This window comes from Rhizobium sp. USDA 3886 (assembly GCF_056279785.1).
This window is the reverse complement of record NZ_JBWCDC010000001.1, coordinates 1,208,984-1,223,364: the sequence shown is the minus strand read 5'-3', so window position 1 is coordinate 1,223,364 and position 14,381 is coordinate 1,208,984. Positions and strand designations below refer to the sequence as shown.

The 14,381-nt window shown below is 61.6% G+C and carries 22 protein-coding genes; 8 read left to right on the top strand and 14 right to left on the bottom strand.

The features are described from left to right. Positions 1 to 31 precede the first annotated feature (31 nt). The gene (locus tag ACZ9BX_RS06345; RefSeq protein ID WP_476216493.1) at positions 32 to 1,306 is read left to right on the top strand and encodes an extensin-like domain-containing protein; all 1,275 of its coding nucleotides are present in this window, start codon (positions 32 to 34) and stop codon (positions 1,304 to 1,306) included. 117 nt (positions 1,307 to 1,423) lie between these two features. Here ACZ9BX_RS06345 and ACZ9BX_RS06340 read toward each other — a convergent pair whose 3' ends face one another. The 3 genes from ACZ9BX_RS06340 to ACZ9BX_RS06330 all read right to left on the bottom strand — a co-directional run bounded on the left by ACZ9BX_RS06340 (position 1,424) and on the right by ACZ9BX_RS06330 (position 2,954). Beyond that, positions 1,424 to 1,684: a hypothetical protein gene (locus ACZ9BX_RS06340; RefSeq protein ID WP_476216491.1), complete on the bottom strand. Its 261-nt coding sequence runs from the start codon at positions 1,682 to 1,684 to the stop codon at positions 1,424 to 1,426. A gap of 209 nt (positions 1,685 to 1,893) precedes the next feature. After that, positions 1,894 to 2,337, bottom strand: a complete 444-nt coding sequence (locus ACZ9BX_RS06335) for an SRPBCC family protein (RefSeq protein ID WP_027511905.1) — start codon at positions 2,335 to 2,337, stop codon at positions 1,894 to 1,896. A gap of 134 nt (positions 2,338 to 2,471) precedes the next feature. Then, a complete protein-coding gene (locus ACZ9BX_RS06330; protein ID WP_476216489.1) occupies positions 2,472 to 2,954 on the bottom strand; it encodes a methyltransferase family protein in 483 nt (160 codons plus the stop codon). 384 nt (positions 2,955 to 3,338) lie between these two features. On the opposite strand from ACZ9BX_RS06330, the gene ACZ9BX_RS06325 reads away from it, so the two are divergent. From ACZ9BX_RS06325 to ACZ9BX_RS06300, 6 genes are all read left to right on the top strand, one after another. After that, positions 3,339 to 3,731 carry a VOC family protein gene (locus ACZ9BX_RS06325; RefSeq protein WP_476216487.1) on the top strand — a complete coding sequence of 131 codons (393 nt, stop codon included), beginning with the start codon at positions 3,339 to 3,341 and terminating at the stop codon, positions 3,729 to 3,731. 111 nt (positions 3,732 to 3,842) lie between these two features. Next, positions 3,843 to 4,193, top strand: coding sequence for a VOC family protein (locus ACZ9BX_RS06320; RefSeq protein ID WP_476216485.1), 351 nt, complete (start codon positions 3,843 to 3,845; stop codon positions 4,191 to 4,193). A gap of 343 nt (positions 4,194 to 4,536) precedes the next feature. Next, on the top strand, positions 4,537 to 5,358 hold the full coding sequence (locus ACZ9BX_RS06315) for a sulfite exporter TauE/SafE family protein (protein ID WP_476216484.1): 822 nt from the start codon (positions 4,537 to 4,539) through the stop codon (positions 5,356 to 5,358). Positions 5,359 to 5,462: 104 nt separating this feature from the next. Then, positions 5,463 to 6,389, top strand: coding sequence for an ABC transporter ATP-binding protein (locus ACZ9BX_RS06310; protein WP_476216482.1), 927 nt, complete (start codon positions 5,463 to 5,465; stop codon positions 6,387 to 6,389). After that, a complete protein-coding gene (locus tag ACZ9BX_RS06305) occupies positions 6,386 to 7,147 on the top strand; it encodes an ABC transporter permease (RefSeq protein ID WP_476216481.1) in 762 nt (253 codons plus the stop codon). Before ACZ9BX_RS06310 ends, ACZ9BX_RS06305 begins: the two co-directional genes overlap by 4 nt. A gap of 4 nt (positions 7,148 to 7,151) precedes the next feature. Further along, complete coding sequence (locus tag ACZ9BX_RS06300; RefSeq protein WP_476216480.1) at positions 7,152 to 7,649, top strand: isochorismatase family protein; 498 nt, start codon at positions 7,152 to 7,154, stop codon at positions 7,647 to 7,649. 110 nt (positions 7,650 to 7,759) lie between these two features. Here ACZ9BX_RS06300 and ACZ9BX_RS06295 read toward each other — a convergent pair whose 3' ends face one another. The 11 genes from ACZ9BX_RS06295 to ACZ9BX_RS06245 form a co-directional block, all read right to left on the bottom strand. Then, entirely contained in the window at positions 7,760 to 8,212 is a 453-nt protein-coding gene (locus ACZ9BX_RS06295; protein ID WP_132566539.1) for a hypothetical protein, read from the bottom strand. 36 nt (positions 8,213 to 8,248) lie between these two features. Next, positions 8,249 to 8,458, bottom strand: coding sequence for a hypothetical protein (locus ACZ9BX_RS06290; RefSeq protein WP_037142889.1), 210 nt, complete (start codon positions 8,456 to 8,458; stop codon positions 8,249 to 8,251). Between the two features lie 99 nt (positions 8,459 to 8,557). Then, positions 8,558 to 8,986 carry a DUF1801 domain-containing protein gene (locus ACZ9BX_RS06285; protein WP_476216477.1) on the bottom strand — a complete coding sequence of 143 codons (429 nt, stop codon included), beginning with the start codon at positions 8,984 to 8,986 and terminating at the stop codon, positions 8,558 to 8,560. A gap of 339 nt (positions 8,987 to 9,325) precedes the next feature. Further along, positions 9,326 to 9,802, bottom strand: coding sequence for a DUF1801 domain-containing protein (locus tag ACZ9BX_RS06280; RefSeq protein WP_476216475.1), 477 nt, complete (start codon positions 9,800 to 9,802; stop codon positions 9,326 to 9,328). A gap of 5 nt (positions 9,803 to 9,807) precedes the next feature. Beyond that, the gene (locus tag ACZ9BX_RS06275) at positions 9,808 to 10,035 is read right to left on the bottom strand and encodes a hypothetical protein (protein WP_476216473.1); all 228 of its coding nucleotides are present in this window, start codon (positions 10,033 to 10,035) and stop codon (positions 9,808 to 9,810) included. Then, a complete protein-coding gene (locus tag ACZ9BX_RS06270; protein WP_476216471.1) occupies positions 10,032 to 10,478 on the bottom strand; it encodes an SRPBCC family protein in 447 nt (148 codons plus the stop codon). The genes ACZ9BX_RS06275 and ACZ9BX_RS06270 overlap by 4 nt, the downstream gene beginning before the upstream one ends. 9 nt (positions 10,479 to 10,487) lie before the next feature. After that, positions 10,488 to 10,919, bottom strand: coding sequence for an SRPBCC family protein (locus tag ACZ9BX_RS06265; protein WP_027511891.1), 432 nt, complete (start codon positions 10,917 to 10,919; stop codon positions 10,488 to 10,490). Beyond that, positions 10,916 to 11,239: an ArsR/SmtB family transcription factor gene (locus ACZ9BX_RS06260; protein WP_087001547.1), complete on the bottom strand. Its 324-nt coding sequence runs from the start codon at positions 11,237 to 11,239 to the stop codon at positions 10,916 to 10,918. Before ACZ9BX_RS06260 ends, ACZ9BX_RS06265 begins: the two co-directional genes overlap by 4 nt. A 190-nt stretch (positions 11,240 to 11,429) precedes the next feature. Next, positions 11,430 to 12,131 (bottom strand): TIGR02281 family clan AA aspartic protease, encoded by a 702-nt coding sequence (locus tag ACZ9BX_RS06255; protein WP_027511889.1) that lies wholly within the window; start codon positions 12,129 to 12,131, stop codon positions 11,430 to 11,432. Then, positions 12,128 to 12,337 (bottom strand): DUF1289 domain-containing protein, encoded by a 210-nt coding sequence (locus tag ACZ9BX_RS06250; protein ID WP_132566521.1) that lies wholly within the window; start codon positions 12,335 to 12,337, stop codon positions 12,128 to 12,130. Before ACZ9BX_RS06250 ends, ACZ9BX_RS06255 begins: the two co-directional genes overlap by 4 nt. Positions 12,338 to 12,355: 18 nt before the next feature. Beyond that, positions 12,356 to 13,138: an adenosylcobinamide-GDP ribazoletransferase gene (locus ACZ9BX_RS06245; RefSeq protein WP_476216470.1), complete on the bottom strand. Its 783-nt coding sequence runs from the start codon at positions 13,136 to 13,138 to the stop codon at positions 12,356 to 12,358. Positions 13,139 to 13,297: 159 nt separating this feature from the next. Between ACZ9BX_RS06245 and cobT the strand changes: the two genes are divergently transcribed. Further along, positions 13,298 to 14,314 carry a nicotinate-nucleotide--dimethylbenzimidazole phosphoribosyltransferase gene (gene cobT, locus ACZ9BX_RS06240; RefSeq protein ID WP_476216469.1) on the top strand — a complete coding sequence of 339 codons (1,017 nt, stop codon included), beginning with the start codon at positions 13,298 to 13,300 and terminating at the stop codon, positions 14,312 to 14,314. Positions 14,315 to 14,381: the final 67 nt, after the last annotated feature.

Here is a 14,381-nt window from a genome sequence, read left to right as displayed (position 1 = left end):
AAGCAGGGCTGCGGGAGCGATGGAGAGTATTGTGTCTACCTCCCTTTTCCGGCGCGTCGCGCTGCAGGTTCTGATATCCGCCAGCCTTGCGACCTGTTCCATCAGCGACGGCATGATACCGCCGGCAAGCGTCGATCGGGGCACGAAGGTGAGTTCGATCTCGCCGATGCCGGGGCAGGGCGCGATGCGCATGGCGACCGCCGACGTGCAGGCGTCCTATCCATCCGGCACGCCGGTCTCGAACGCCGGAGGATCGGCCGACTATCTCGATAAGCCGAACCTTGCGGGCACCGGGCAGCCGGCGCGCGTGGCAAACCAGCCGATGCCGAAGAAGCTGCCGATGATCGACAGCGACGAGGCGCTAGGACAAGGGCCGGGGCAGCCGCAGAACTGGGGCGGTACCCAACAGCTTGCAGTGCCGTCCGGCGGCGTCAATATGGATGCGGAGCTTCGTGCGCAACCGGTCGTCGGGCTGGCGCAGGAGCAGCAGATGCAGATCGCCGAAGGGAATTCCACCGAGCCGGTTATCGACGGGATCGGTACCGACAACCCGACGCAGCTGAATCGGGCGGCGGTACCGCAGCCCACCGCGCAGGCGGAAGTGAGCCGCGCTCCGGTCTGGAACGACGGCAGTTCGGTGATCGAGCCGTCGCGCGTTCCGGAAGAGGACGAGAGCCAGGAGGTGGCGATGCTCAGGCCGAACGACCCGATGATGAGCCGGCCGGTTGCCCCGGACCCGAACGTGATGCCGGCCTCCGAGCTTTCCTGCCGCCGCGAGCTGAAGCGCATGGGCGTGACCTTCACCAACAAGCCGGCGATCAACGACGGCCCGGCCTGCCAGGTGCCCTATCCGGTCTCGCTGCAGGGGCTTTCTGGCAATATCGGCGTGACGCCGGCGGTGACGCTGAACTGCCAGGTGACGCTTGCCTTTGCGAAATGGGTGAAGAACGAACTCGCGCCGTCCGCACGCTTCCGCTACTGGTCGGGCGTCAAGACGATCCAGCCGCTCGGCGGCTATTCCTGCCGGCGCATGAACAACAGCCGCCAGCGCTACAATCCGATGTCCGAACACGCGCGCGGCAACGCGATCGACGTCGGCAAGTTCGTGCTGAAGAACGGCCACCAGATCGACGTGCGTCGGAAAGGGCTCTTCTCCCTCCGCGAAGGGAGGTTGCTCAAGGCCGTGCGCACCGACAGCTGCCAGTATTTCAACACCGTCCTCGGACCGGGGAGCAATCCGGAGCACTGGAACCACTTCCATTTCGACCTGAGACCGCGCAAGGGCGGTAGGGTTTATTGTAATTAGCGGCGGGAGTAGATGGTTGCTTCAGGCCAAATCGAGCCACGGTGACAGTGCCGCGTTCTCGCTAAGGGTAGTCCCAATGCCTCATCCCCGACGCGAAGGGGAATCAAGGCCGTTCACTTACCGTTTGGCGCTAAGAATACGCTTCCAAATTGTACCATTCAGAAATCTGTCGAAGACGATAAAATATGCAACGATCAATGCAAAAGCCACAAGCGCTGCCCAACCGTTGAGTTGACACCTGCCGCCCTCTGGAGTGTTGGAACCGGTTAGCCAGCCCACGATATATCCAACCACGAAAAATGCGGTAAAGAAGTCGAGCAGCGCAGCCGACACGATGCGCCAGGTTGCCGGATCTTTGCGATTTTCGTTATCGGCCACTTTTATCGCGATGGTTGTGAACTGACGTTAGCGTGCCGCAACCGATGCACGTCGGGGAAATTGGACCAAGCCGTTTGGCCGGCGGGCAGCGGATGGCATTGATGTCAAGAGCCAACGGGACCGTTCGCATTGGCAATGCGGACTCGGGCGGCGTCCTCAGACCGGATCGCGAAAATCGTCAACGCGATCCGGCTCCGACAGTCTGGGCGCTACTCGTTGATCTCGGGCTCGATAAGCCTTGCCAGGTTTCGCAGCGACTCCTGCCAGCCGAGATAGCAAGCCTCGGGCGGAATGACGTCCGGAACGCCTGCCTGCGTTATGTCGACCTCGGTTCCGACCAGCACTTTCTTCAAGGTCACAGTGACGTCCATTTCGCCGGGCAGGTTGGGGTTGTCGAACTTGTCCGTGTAGCGCACGAGTTCGCCGGGGACGAGCTCGACATATTCGCCGCCGAACGCTTCGCTTTTGCCCGTTGTGAAGTTGCGGAAGGACATTTTGAATTTGCCGCCGGCTGTCGGCTCAAAGTGATGCACCGTGCAGGTATAGCCGTTAGGGGGAAGCCACTTGGCGAGCGCGTCCGCCTCGATGAACGCGCGATAGACCTTCTCAGGGCTGGTTGCCAGGACGCGATGCAGGCGTATGGTGTTCGGCATGGTCGTGATCCTTTTTGAATTGACGGAATTGACGATCCTAAGGACGAACGAGGCTTTGCCAATCCGACACCGGATCGATCCGTTACTGAGGTAAAATTACTCAGACCTCGCAACCTTGCGCCCTCGTCGTTTCGCTATAGCCACCGCCTGACGCGGGCCTTGTAGGCCAAATAGACGTCGCCGAATTTCCGTTCGAGATAGGCCTCCTCGCGGGCGACCACGCCGTAGCGGATGACGAGATAGAATGGCACCAACAAGACGATGAGCCACAGACTGTCGATGGCGATGGCGACGCCGATGAGGCCGAGGAACATGCCGATATAGATCGGGTTGCGCGTGAAGCGGTAGGGTCCCTCGTCGACAATCGTCGCCGTCGGCTGGGTGGTCTGGATCTGCGTTCCCGCGCGACGGAAGGTCGTCGCCGCCCAGATCAGTAGCGCCAGGCCGGCGAGGAACACGATGCCGCCGAGCGCGCCGGCCGGCATGGCTGCCGGCAGGAACGGCAGCGGATAGAGCCAGTTGAGCACGAGCCCGGCAATTACAGCGAGCGCCCACGCGATCGGCGGCCGCACCGCCGCGCCTGAACTGTCGCGAAAATTCCCGGTCGCCTCGTTCATACCGCCCGTCCGATCTGCTCTCCGCATCGGAATTCTAACGCACGGAGAGCGCGTTTTTTGTGACTGCCAGAGCACGCCACGGGTGGCAGTTTACGTCGCTTTGAAAGAGATTTGAAGGTCGAGCGGCGCGGACACCGAAGGATCGAAGTCGGCCGACCCTTCTCCTATGCAAAGCGAAGCGGATTTTGATTTAGGTGCACGTTCTCCGGTTCAGCGGCCACCTGAAAACTTCCGTTCTCCGCCCTGGTTCGAACCCCTGCATCCTGATCGTGCAAGTTCCGCCTTGGATGAAAGTGTGCCCGAGGTACGGAACAAAGAGGCCGCTGAGCGTATTAGTCGGGCGAAACGCAGCGTTGAGCTCCGCCTCGTTCCTGTGAGACTAAGATGGCCATCAACTTCAATCACACGATCCTGTCGGCCAGAGACAGTAAGGCTTCGGCAGATTTCCTGGCTGAGATGCTGGGATTGCCAGCGCCGCGGCGCTGGGGACCGTTCTACATGGTCACGACCGACAACGACGCCAATCTCGACTATATGCATGCCGAAGGGGAGATCGGACGCCAACACTACGCCTTCCTCGTGGGCGACGCCGAGTTCGACGCGATTTTCAACCGAATTCGCGAGCGGAACCTGGGCTACTGGGCTGATCCCGGCCAGAGGAAGCCAAGCGAGATCAACGACCACGACGGTGGACGCGGTCTCTATTTCGAAGACCCGAACGGTCACCTGCTCGAAATCATCACGCGTCCCTATGGCAGTGGCGGCTGGAATCCGTGAACGTGGAGCGAAACGCGCCGGCACCGGCAGCTTCGAGCCAGAAGCTGCCCAGATGTTGCCGACTGGACATCATGCACAGGCTATGCTGCCCTCCTGCCGAGGAAGACGACCATGACCGTCAAACGCATCGTCGCGAACATCGCCGTTTCCGATATCGCAGCCGCCAAGGCTTTCTACCGGGGCATCCTTGGCATGGACGTTGTCATGGATCATGGTTGGATCGCAACTTATGCGGCGGATGCGAGCGCGAGGCCGCAGGTCAGCTTTGCGACCGAAGGCGGCTCCGGAACGCCGGTGCCCGACCTCTCCATCGAAGTTGATGATTTCGACGAGGTCTATCAGCGGGTCATCCGCGAGGGTATCGCGGTGGAATATGGTCCGGCGAACGAGCCGTGGGGTGTGCGTCGCTTCTATGTGCGTGATCCCTTCGGCCGGTTGGTGAATATCCTGCAACACGCGTAATTTTGCCGCGGTCCTGCAGGAATCCGATGCTTTCCGGCCGGAAAAAAGAAAGCCGGCTCAGGAGCCGGCTGAATCTGGGCCGGCCGGGCAGGGGAAGCGCGAGGCCGGAATTCAAGGATTTTCGTGACTGGCAATAACTGCTTACTATACGCCGAGGCAGCGGAAAAATGGGCGTAACGAGCGCCCTTGAAGCGGTTCCGCAAAGGGATGGGCGGCGGCGCGGAGACCGTTGCTTGCCTCGATACTGCTTATCTGCGAAGAAGATCACCGCTTGATGACAATTAAAACCTGCGGCTGATTTTCTTTCCCATGTTCCGGCCTGCTTGGGAGTGGGTAGGTCGCAATGCCGGCTGTTTCGGAGCTTTTCGTTTTTGCACTGATGCTGGCGGCTGCAGGTGCGGTCGCGGGTCTGCTTGCCGGTCTCTTCGGCATCGGCGGCGGCGCGATCCTCGTTCCGGTCTTCTATCAGGTGTTCGGCTGGCTCGATGTGCCGGAAGAGGTGCGCATGCACCTGTCGGTCGGCACTTCGCTTGCGATCATCGTTCCGACGTCGCTGAGGTCCTATTTGGCGCATCGCGGCCACGGTGCGGTCGACCAGAAGCTCCTGAACGGCTGGGTCATCGCCGTGCCGCTCGGCGCGATCATCGCGGCGGTGATTGCCTCGGGAGCGTCAAGCGTGACATTGCGGTTCATCTTTGCGGCGATCGCACTGCTCGTCGCCGTCCGCATGATGTTTAACCGCGCGAGCTGGCGGCTCGGCGTCGATCTGCCGGGCAACCCGCAGAAATTCCTGGTCGGGACGGGCATCGGCATTCTTTCCGGCCTGATGGGCATCGGCGGCGGTGTTCTCAACAATACCTTCATGACGCTCTGTTCGCGACCGATGCACCAGGCGGTGGCGACGTCTGCGGGCGTCGGCGTGCTGATCTCGCTGCCCGGACTGTTCGGCTATGTCTGGGCCGGCCGGGGTGTATTGGGTCTGCCGCCGTTTTCGACTGTTTTCATCAACTGGATCGCGGTGGTGCTCATCATTCCGCTGACGATGTATATCGCGCAGATCGGCGCGCGGCTCGCCCACCGGATGAGCAAGCGTCAATTGGAGATCGGCTTCGGCATCTTCCTGATCGTCACAGGCGCGCGGTTTCTCATCAGCATCTACGCATAAAGATGCTTTCGCTGAATAGTCTGTTCAGCGCTGACAGGATGTCAAAGTGTAACAAAGGGGTTATATAGCGGACGAAAAACGAGGAAATACTCAAGAAATCCGCAATGGCACCCATCATTTCCATCCGAAATCTCACAAAAAGCTACGCCAATGGATTCGTGGCGCTGAAGGGCATCGATCTCGATGTCGAGAAGGGCGAGATCCTGGCGCTGCTCGGGCCTAACGGCGCAGGCAAGACCACGATGATCTCGATCGTTTGCGGCATCGTCAATCCGACGGGCGGCGAGGTGCTCGTCGCCGGGCACGACGTCGTCAAGGACTTCCGGGCGACGCGGACGATGATCGGGCTGGTGCCGCAGGAACTGACGACCGACCAGTTCGAGACTGTCTGGAACACGGTGAGCTTCTCGCGCGGGCTGCATGGCAAGAAGCCGAACCCGGCGCATATCGAAAAAGTGCTGCGCGACCTTTCGCTGTGGAACAGGAAGGACAATATGCTGCGCGAGCTTTCCGGCGGCATGAAGCGGCGCGTGCTGATCGCCAAGGCGCTGAGCCATGAGCCGGAGATCCTCTTCCTCGACGAGCCGACGGCGGGCGTCGACGTGACGCTGCGCAAGGATATGTGGCGCGTCGTCGAGAGGCTGCGGGAGTCCGGCACCACCATCATCCTGACGACGCATTACATCGAAGAGGCCGAAGAGATCGCCGACCGCGTCGGCGTCATCAACGGCGGCGAGCTGCTGCTGGTCGAAGACAAGACGGCGCTGATGACGAAGCTCGGCCGCAAGCAGTTGATCCTCGAGCTTGCCGAGCCGCTGGACAGGCTGCCCGACTGTTTCGCCGGCAATGGCTTGTCGCTGGAGCCGGACGGCAACCGGCTGATATACGATTTCGATGCGCAGAAGGAGCAAGAGAGCATCGCCGCGCTGCTCACCCGGCTTGCGGCGCAGAACATCCACTTCAAGGATCTTTCGACGCGGCAGAGCTCGCTCGAGGATATCTTCGTGGCGCTCGTGGGAGGCGCAAGATGAACTTCGAAGCCATCAAGTCGATCTATTTCTTCGAAATGGCGCGCACGCGCCGCACACTGCTGCAGAGCGTCTTCTCGCCAGTAATCTCTACCTCGCTCTATTTCATCGTCTTTGGTGCTGCGATCGGCTCGCGCATCCAGGAGGTCGAAGGCGTTTCCTACGGCGCCTTCATCACGCCGGGGCTCATCATGCTGACGCTGCTCGGCCAGTGCATCGGCAACGGCTCCTTCGGCATCTACTTTCCGAAATTCACCGGCACGATCTACGAGGTGCTGTCGGCGCCGGTCGCGATGACGGAGATTCTGCTCGGCTATGTCGGGGCTGCGGCGACCAAGGGACTGCTGATCGGGCTCATCATCCTTTTGACGGCCAATGCCTTCGTGGATATCAGGATCGAGCATCCGTTCATGATGATCCTGTTCTTCCTGCTGACGGCGGTCACCTTCAGCCTGTTCGGCTTCATGATCGGCATATGGGCGGGCAACTTCGAGCAGCTGAACCTGATCCCGATGCTCGTGGTGCCGCCGCTCACCTTCCTCGGCGGTAGCTTCTACTCGATCAACATGCTGCCGCCCTTCTGGCAGGCTGTCAGCCATTTCAATCCAGTGCTCTATCTGGTGAGTGGCTTCCGCTGGAGCTTCTACGGTATTGCCGACGTCAACCCTCTGCTCAGCCTCGGGATGATCACCATGTTCCTGGCGATCTGCCTCGTGACGCTCGGCTGGATTTTCAAGACGGGATACCGGCTACGGAACTGATGTGATGCAGGCAGCGGCGGAGCCGGGTTTCGCGGAACTTTTGCTGGTTATCGACGCCCAAAAGGCGTTCATGACTGGAGCGGATGCAGTCCCGGATCATCGCGCGCTTGAGACGGCTCTTTCTTCATTGATTGCGAAGGCACGGGCAGCCGATGCACCCGTTGTCTTCCTCCAGAATAACGGTTCGCCGGGTGCACCCGACGAGCCATTCCAGACGGGATGGGAGCTTTATTTTCCCGTAGCCGACAGCGAGTTCGTCATCCAGAAGAGCAGGGACGATGGCTTTGATGGAACAGACTTGGAAGAGCGCCTAGAAGCGCTCCGGGTGAGGCGGATAGCAATATGCGGCCTGCTCTCGGAAATGTGCGTGGCGGCGACGGCGAGAGTCGCCATGGCTCGCGGTTATGATGTCATCCTGCCGCATGACGGACATGCGACCTATGATGTACCGCCCGGGCCGGTCGGCTCGGAAGGCGTCCCGGCGAGAATGGTCATTGGGTGACGAGGGCCGTTATCGTGGCGTCCGTTGCCGATGTGCACTTCAGGAGGAAGCCCGGCTGATACAGCCGATTCCGGACATGATTGACTGATGGCAATGCCATTCCCTGAAGCTCAGCCTTGCGTCGGGCGGATGTTGTTGACGGCGATGTCGCCTTCGAGGACGCCGCGCCGCAGGTCGCGCCTGCCATGCTCGATCTCGATGACGGTATAGAGCTTGTCGTTGCGGAAGGCGCTGGCGTTGATCGTGGTGACGTCATCGGCAGGTGCGGAATCGATCTCCATGAAATCGAGTTCGCGGCTTGCGGCAACGATGCGGGCATCACCGGCCGTGCGCGCCGCGACCACGACTTCGCCTTGCGAGGGCGAATTCTGCCAGTTCAGGTCGTCGGCGGCCGCGACGGGCACGAGGCGGTAGACATTGAGGGCTTCGCCGTCATCCGGTGTGAAAGAGGCTTGCCTGGCGGCATCGTCAATCTGGGCCCGGCTTTCGACCGATTTGCCGAACCGGGTGCGGCTGATGCCGTTAAATGCCTCCGTGCCGCCGGTCCTGGCGCTGTTCGACATGATCGGCCTCCTTTCCGAGAAATTGCCGGCCTGCAATCAGATCCTGTTGATTGTCGGCAGAAAGGACACGACCTGTCTGCGGCGGGCAGCATCCAGCGTATCGATGCGGTCTGTCCAGAATTGCGCGGCCTCGGGCGTATCCTTTTCCCAGCAGCGGGTGGATACGATGTTATCGTCGATGACAGCGCGGCGATGGCCGCCCAGGCGGATATATTCTTCCGCAAGTTGCTTTGAGGGATTGTCCATGACCAGCGCCTCCTTTCAATCCATTCAACCCAAATGCGGGACGCAAGGTTCCATGGGTTGAAGAATATAGAGCCGGACCTTGACGCTATGCGCTGCTCTTCAAGCGCTCTTTGGTCTCTTCTGAGACGTGTTCAGCGCCACGGCGGCGCGAATGAGCGCCTTCAACGCCGTGTCATCGATCTCGCCGCCCTCGTGGAAATCGATCGCGCGCCTCATGTTGCCTTCGAGGCTGGAGTTGAAGAGGCCTGAAGGGTCCTCCAGCGAGGCGCCCTTGGCGAAGGTCAGCTTCACTTTGTCCTTGTAGGTCTCGCCGGTGCAGAGCATGCCGGCGTGTTCCCACACGGGAACCCCCAATATGTTCGAGGGCTTTCTCCATTTCACCTCCTCGACCACGTCCGGGTCGGCTTCCTTGATGAGGGTTCGGATCCGTGCAAGCGTTTCGCCCCGCCAGTCGCCCAGCGCCGCGATCTTTGCATCGATCAACTGAGAGGGAGAGGCTTCGGCTTCCTTCGAGGCGCTGTTCTTCATGGTGTTTGTCGCTTTCTTCCTTGTCAAATTGCTACATGAGGTGCCGCCGAAGCTAGTAAATTGGTGGCAGACTCGTCTAGCGTCGCTCCGTGATCGGCTTACCCGGCCCGCACCCGGAAGCTGCCATCCCATGTGCGTCACGGTGTCTATGACGCCGCAAGCCAGTTCGGCGACATGCGCTTGAACTTGCTTCAAATACCCAATGTCTATTGATCTATCGAACACCTGTTTCTGCCGATTGACAAATAGCGGCACGGATGCGCCGTTGGAACTCGGTGTTCGCCAACGTCGTCGTTCATAGGTCGACTCTCATCTTTGGGGCACCTCGCGACTACCCGCTCACATCCGTTCTCCGGGCAATTGGCTGGCCTGCTTCACCCAATCGGCGAACTGCGCTTCGTCGAGTTCGCCCTCATGGATGTCGAGATAGCGCACAGCCTCGTACTTTGACTTTCCCTTCGGTGCGGGTTGCAGCGACACGCCGCGGAAGAAGGTTACTTTCACGTATTTCGTGAAGCAATGAAAGCTGAGGAACCAGACATCGTCCTCAACTCCATAGAAGGGCGAGTTCCATTTGACCGCCTTGCGCACGCCGGGGACGGTGCGCTCGATGAGCGCGTCGAGGCGGCGTCCGAGGTCGCTTTTCCAGCCCGGCATGGCCGCGATGTAGGCCTGCACGGGGGCGTCGCCGTAGCCCTTCGGGATTTGGGGGTTGCCGCCTGAAAGAAGTACCGGCTCTGTGAAGGCCGGTTTGGCCGCGGCCTCCTTCGCCTCCTTCGCCGCCTTCGCTGGTTGCCTGGGTGTCTTGCCGTTCATTGCGTTCACGCCTCTCCGCCGATGCGCCGTTCGCCGCGCCACTGGGTGATATAGGGCAGAACGAACATGTAGAGACCGGTGAACAAAAGCAAAAACAGCGGCGGCAACGGCGAATAGACGATCCAACCGGGAGGTTCCCCCAATCCCATCGCGACGAAATTTGCGATGACTGTCACTGTGAAGACGATGGACAGCCAGCGGTGGAACTGCCGAATCCAATTACTCCAATTCAATGGGGCCTCCTTGGCGGAACTTCACGTTCCATGATCTGCTCCAGCCGTTCGAGAATGCGCGGCCAGCCGCTGCCCATGCCCTTGTAGCCTGCTTCGTCCTGCGGACGGAATCCCGACTGCTCCATCCGCACCAGCGTGTCGTTGTCCGCCGGCGTCAGAGTCCAGGTCACCACAGTGCTCAGGCCACTGTCCGATTCCGTTCCGTCGCCCCAGCGATAAACGAGCCGCTTGGGCACATCCACTTCCAGCACTTCGCAGTTGGTGATGCCCGACCAGCCCGGCATGGGCTTTGCACGAAACTGGAAGCGATGACCGACGGTCGGCTCGAAGTCGTTTTGCATCAGCCATTCGGCGATGAGCTCGGTTTGCGTGAGCGCGCGCCAGATCCTCTCCGGAGGATGCTGCATTCTGCGCTCAACGACGATGCTTTTGGTCTCGGTCATGGCATCACCTCACTCCGTCCGCTCTAGGACCTCTTCCAGTTTCGCAAAGAACTGCTTCCAGCCTGCCTTTGCGCCGCCGTAGGCCTGCTTCTGATCCGGCCGGAAGCCCGACTGCTCCATACGCAGGTGGGTGCCTGCGCTTGTTGGTGTCAGCGTGAAGGTCACCACGCTTTGCAGATTGTAGGCAGCATCGTCGTGCGCGAAGTTCCAGGTGTAGGACAGAGTTTTGTTCGGCTCGACGGCGAGGACCTCGCAGTCCAGCACGCCGCCCCAGTCTCCGCGAAGATTGAAACGGTGGCCTATGTCAGGCTTGAAGTCGTTCTTCATGAGCCACTCCTCGATCAGGTGTGGTTGCGTGAGCGCGCGCCAGATCCTGTCTGGTGGATAAGGGATCTCCCGTTCGACAACGACGGAAAGCGTTTCGGTCGCGGGTTTGTTCATTGGTCCATCCTTTTGAGCAAGTCTTCGAGGTCGTCGAACCGGCTCTGCCAGAAGCCGGCCATCTGGCTTGTCCAGTCGATCAGCGGGGCCAAGGCGCCGAGCTGCGCGCTATAGTGCGTGTGGCGGCCTTCGTGGCGGTCGCGCACCAGCCCGGCCTGCTTCAGGACCCCAAGATGCTTTGAAACGACCGGCTGCGAGACCCCGGCCTGGGCCGTCAGAGCCCCGACCGTCTTTTCTCCTTCGCGGCACAGCCGTTCGAAGAGAGCCCGCCGGGTCGGATCGGCGAGCGTTCGGAAGAGCATATCTGGCGCGTTCGACATATGGGATCTATACCCCGTTGGCTATGAATTAACGTATATCCCGTGAGGTATGAGTGAGTCAAGAAGGTGCGTCGATATGCACAGAGATTGCGAGCAGTGGACTCCAAACGAGCATATCCCATCGGCTATGTATCGCGAATTAACGTCATCGCGTATGCAGAGCTGTGGCGCTGTGGTGACGCGCCTGCTGCTAGTCGCGCATCCTGAGCTCGTCCGTCTGCATCTGCAGGGAACCCAGCGTTTGGAGGAAGCTCATGCCGAGCAGGCTCTGGTCGAGCGCGCCGTCTTCGGCGACGCTGGCGGCGACGCCGGTGCGCACGATGGGGCCGATGGCGACGCGGTCGAGCGTCACCGGCGCGGCGCGGGCGCGGCCGTTCGCGGTCATGACGGTCATCGAGTAAGTGAGATTTTCGGGGATGATGCCGATGCGCTCGGCGTCGGCCTGCGACAAGGCCACCATGCTGGCGCCGGTATCGACGAGCATCGGGATCGTCTGGCCGTTGACGGAGACGTCGGCCTCGAAATGGCCGTTCAGCAGCTTGTGCAGGATGATCTCGCTGCCGCCTTCGCTGGTGGTGACGACAACGGCACGGCCGGGCACGAGGCCGGCAAGCAGGCGGTTGCCGACGCCGAGGAGGTCCTGACGGTAGAGATAGACGGTTGCGAGCGCCAGGATGATGACCAGCCAGATCATCAGGTTGCGCATCGTTTCGCCGGCGCTGCGTCGGCTTGCCCAGATGCCGGCCGACAGCATCAGCACGATCGGCAGGAGATAGACCATGCGGCCGAAATCGTCGATGTTCATGCCGAGCACGCGGTCGCTGTCGTGGTTGTAGACGAGGACGGCAAGCCCGATTCCGAGGATCAGAAGGAAGAGCCCGAGCCGGTTCATGAACGCTGCTCCGGCATTGCGGACGTCTCGCGAAGCCGGGTCGCCGGTTCGGCAAAGAGGCGCGCGGCAAGGACAGTCATGATGCGCTGCCTTTCCTCATCCGAATAGGACATCCAGTCGCCGATCTCGGCAAGCGTGCGGCCGCAGCCCCTGCAAAAGCCGGTTGCTGTGTCGATCGCGCATAGGTGGATGCAGGGCGTTTGCATGAGCAGAATATCGTGATTTCACAAGGCGGTGGCAAGGGCGCAGAAGGCAGCGATTTCGGAAATCTGCTGGGCGGCGCCGAGCGTGTCGCCGGTATGGCCGGCAAGCTTGCGGCGGATATAGAGGGTGAAGGCGATGACCGCAATGCCGGTTGCAAGCAGGCTGCAGACGAGCGCCAACAGGCCGAGCGCTGGCCAGACGAGAAGGGCCGAGAAAAGGCAGGCGGATACGAGCGCGACATGCATGGCGCTTTCGCCCGGCTGGCCCGAGGCGGCGGCGATGCCGTCCGTCTTTGCGGACGGCAGACGGTGCCAGTGCCAGACGAGGGCGGCGCGGCTGAGGCAGGCGGCTGCTGGGATCGCGAGGGCGGCGGCAAGCGGGGCGACCTCGCGGGCGATGGCGGCAAGGGCCGCGGCGCGAAGTGCTATCGAGAAGATCAGGGCGATTGCGCCATAGCTGCCGATGCGGCTGTCCTTCATGATCGCCAGCGCATGATCGCGGTCGCGTCCGCCGCCGATGCCGTCGGCGGTATCGGAGAGCCCGTCTTCGTGCAGTGCGCCGGCAATGAGAGACTGGACGGCAAGGGCGACGAGGGCTGCCATCAGCCGGTCGGCGCGCAGCGCAAGCAAGATGAGGAAGGCGAGGGCCGGGATGACCCCGATGACAATCCCGGCGAGCGGGAAGGCGCGCACGGTGCGGCTGAGCTTACCGTCGTCTCCGGAAAAGACCCATTGCGGCACGGGAAGCCGGCTCAGGAAAGCGACGGCGCGGGCAGTGTCGAGCGCATAGGCCTTGATGATCATGTCCCCCATGTCATGCCGGAAAGGTGCGGCGCTTTTGGAGTTGTGACGCCTGGCCGCTGCCTTTAATAGAGTTGCGACGAAAGAAGCCGATTTGCCCGCAAAAGACAAGCAGGCCCGGACCTTCGGGACAAAAACACAGAATACAAGGAAGCCGCATTCATGAGCGTTTCAGGCCTGCCGTTCGACGATTTCCGTGCGCTGCTGCGCGATCTGCCGGGACCGGATACCCGGGCGCTGGTGGCCGCGCGCGAGCGCGACGCGCAGCTGACGAAGCCTCCGGGCGCGCTAGGCAGGCTCGAGGAGATCGCCTTCTGGCTGGCGGCCTGGACGGGCAGGGCGCCCTCCGTCAACCGGCCGCTGGTTGCGATCTTCGCCGGCAATCACGGCGTGGCGAGACAGGGCATCACGCCCTTTCCGCCGGCGGTAACGCAGCAGATGGTGGAGAATTTCGCCGCCGGGGGTGCTGCGATCAACCAGATCTGCGTCGCATACGATCTCGGTCTCAAGGTCTTCGACCTGGCGCTCGACTATCCGACCGGCGATATCACCGAAGAGGCAGCACTTTCCGAGCGCGATTGCGCGGCGACCATGGCCTTCGGCATGGAGGCGATTGCGGGCGGCACGGATCTGCTCTGCATCGGCGAGATGGGAATCGGCAACACGACGATCGCGGCTGCGATCAACTACGCGCTTTACGGCGGTTCGGCACGCGACTGGGTGGGGCCGGGAACCGGCTCCGAGGGCGAGATGCTGGAGCGCAAGGTTGCGGCCGTCGAGCGCGCCGTCGAGCTGCACCGCGACCATCTGAACGATCCGCTGGAAATCATGCGCCGCCTCGGCGGCCGCGAGATCGCGGCGATGGCCGGCGCCATCCTTGCGGCGCGCGTCGAGAAGATACCGGTGCTAATCGACGGCTATGTGGCGACGGCGGCGGGCGCCATCCTGCATGCGGCCAATCCGTCGGCGCTCGATCACTGCCTGATCGGCCATGTCTCCAGCGAACCGGGGCATCTCAGGGCGATCGAGATGCTCGGCAAGACGCCGCTTCTGGCGCTCGGCATGCGGCTCGGCGAGGGTACGGGTGCAGCCCTTGCCGCTGGCATCGTGAAGGCCGCGGCAGCCTGCCATTCCGGAATGGCGACCTTCTCGCAGGCGGGCGTCACCAACAAGCACTGAGTGCTACAGCTTTTATCAGGCGGGTGACGGATGCTTGCGGCGGAAGCCTGGAACCGGTATTCGCATT

Coding starts and splice junctions, on each gene's coding strand:
- ACZ9BX_RS06270 (WP_476216471.1), bottom strand. CDS start 10,478: ATGACCGAGACCAAAAGCATCGTCGTTGAGCGCAGAATGCAGCATCCT.
- ACZ9BX_RS06280 (WP_476216475.1), bottom strand. CDS start 9,802: ATGAACGGCAAGACACCCAGGCAACCAGCGAAGGCGGCGAAGGAGGCG.
- ACZ9BX_RS06325 (WP_476216487.1), top strand. CDS start 3,339: ATGGCCATCAACTTCAATCACACGATCCTGTCGGCCAGAGACAGTAAG.
- ACZ9BX_RS06295 (WP_132566539.1), bottom strand. CDS start 8,212: ATGTCGAACAGCGCCAGGACCGGCGGCACGGAGGCATTTAACGGCATC.
- ACZ9BX_RS06300 (WP_476216480.1), top strand. CDS start 7,152: ATGCAGGCAGCGGCGGAGCCGGGTTTCGCGGAACTTTTGCTGGTTATC.
- ACZ9BX_RS06320 (WP_476216485.1), top strand. CDS start 3,843: ATGACCGTCAAACGCATCGTCGCGAACATCGCCGTTTCCGATATCGCA.
- ACZ9BX_RS06335 (WP_027511905.1), bottom strand. CDS start 2,337: ATGCCGAACACCATACGCCTGCATCGCGTCCTGGCAACCAGCCCTGAG.
- ACZ9BX_RS06285 (WP_476216477.1), bottom strand. CDS start 8,986: ATGAAGAACAGCGCCTCGAAGGAAGCCGAAGCCTCTCCCTCTCAGTTG.
- ACZ9BX_RS06255 (WP_027511889.1), bottom strand. CDS start 12,131: ATGAACCGGCTCGGGCTCTTCCTTCTGATCCTCGGAATCGGGCTTGCC.
- ACZ9BX_RS06305 (WP_476216481.1), top strand. CDS start 6,386: ATGAACTTCGAAGCCATCAAGTCGATCTATTTCTTCGAAATGGCGCGC.
- ACZ9BX_RS06315 (WP_476216484.1), top strand. CDS start 4,537: ATGCCGGCTGTTTCGGAGCTTTTCGTTTTTGCACTGATGCTGGCGGCT.
- ACZ9BX_RS06245 (WP_476216470.1), bottom strand. CDS start 13,138: ATGATCATCAAGGCCTATGCGCTCGACACTGCCCGCGCCGTCGCTTTC.
- ACZ9BX_RS06330 (WP_476216489.1), bottom strand. CDS start 2,954: ATGAACGAGGCGACCGGGAATTTTCGCGACAGTTCAGGCGCGGCGGTG.
- ACZ9BX_RS06310 (WP_476216482.1), top strand. CDS start 5,463: ATGGCACCCATCATTTCCATCCGAAATCTCACAAAAAGCTACGCCAAT.
- ACZ9BX_RS06290 (WP_037142889.1), bottom strand. CDS start 8,458: ATGGACAATCCCTCAAAGCAACTTGCGGAAGAATATATCCGCCTGGGC.
- ACZ9BX_RS06250 (WP_132566521.1), bottom strand. CDS start 12,337: ATGCAAACGCCCTGCATCCACCTATGCGCGATCGACACAGCAACCGGC.
- cobT (WP_476216469.1), top strand. CDS start 13,298: ATGAGCGTTTCAGGCCTGCCGTTCGACGATTTCCGTGCGCTGCTGCGC.
- ACZ9BX_RS06265 (WP_027511891.1), bottom strand. CDS start 10,919: ATGAACAAACCCGCGACCGAAACGCTTTCCGTCGTTGTCGAACGGGAG.
- ACZ9BX_RS06260 (WP_087001547.1), bottom strand. CDS start 11,239: ATGTCGAACGCGCCAGATATGCTCTTCCGAACGCTCGCCGATCCGACC.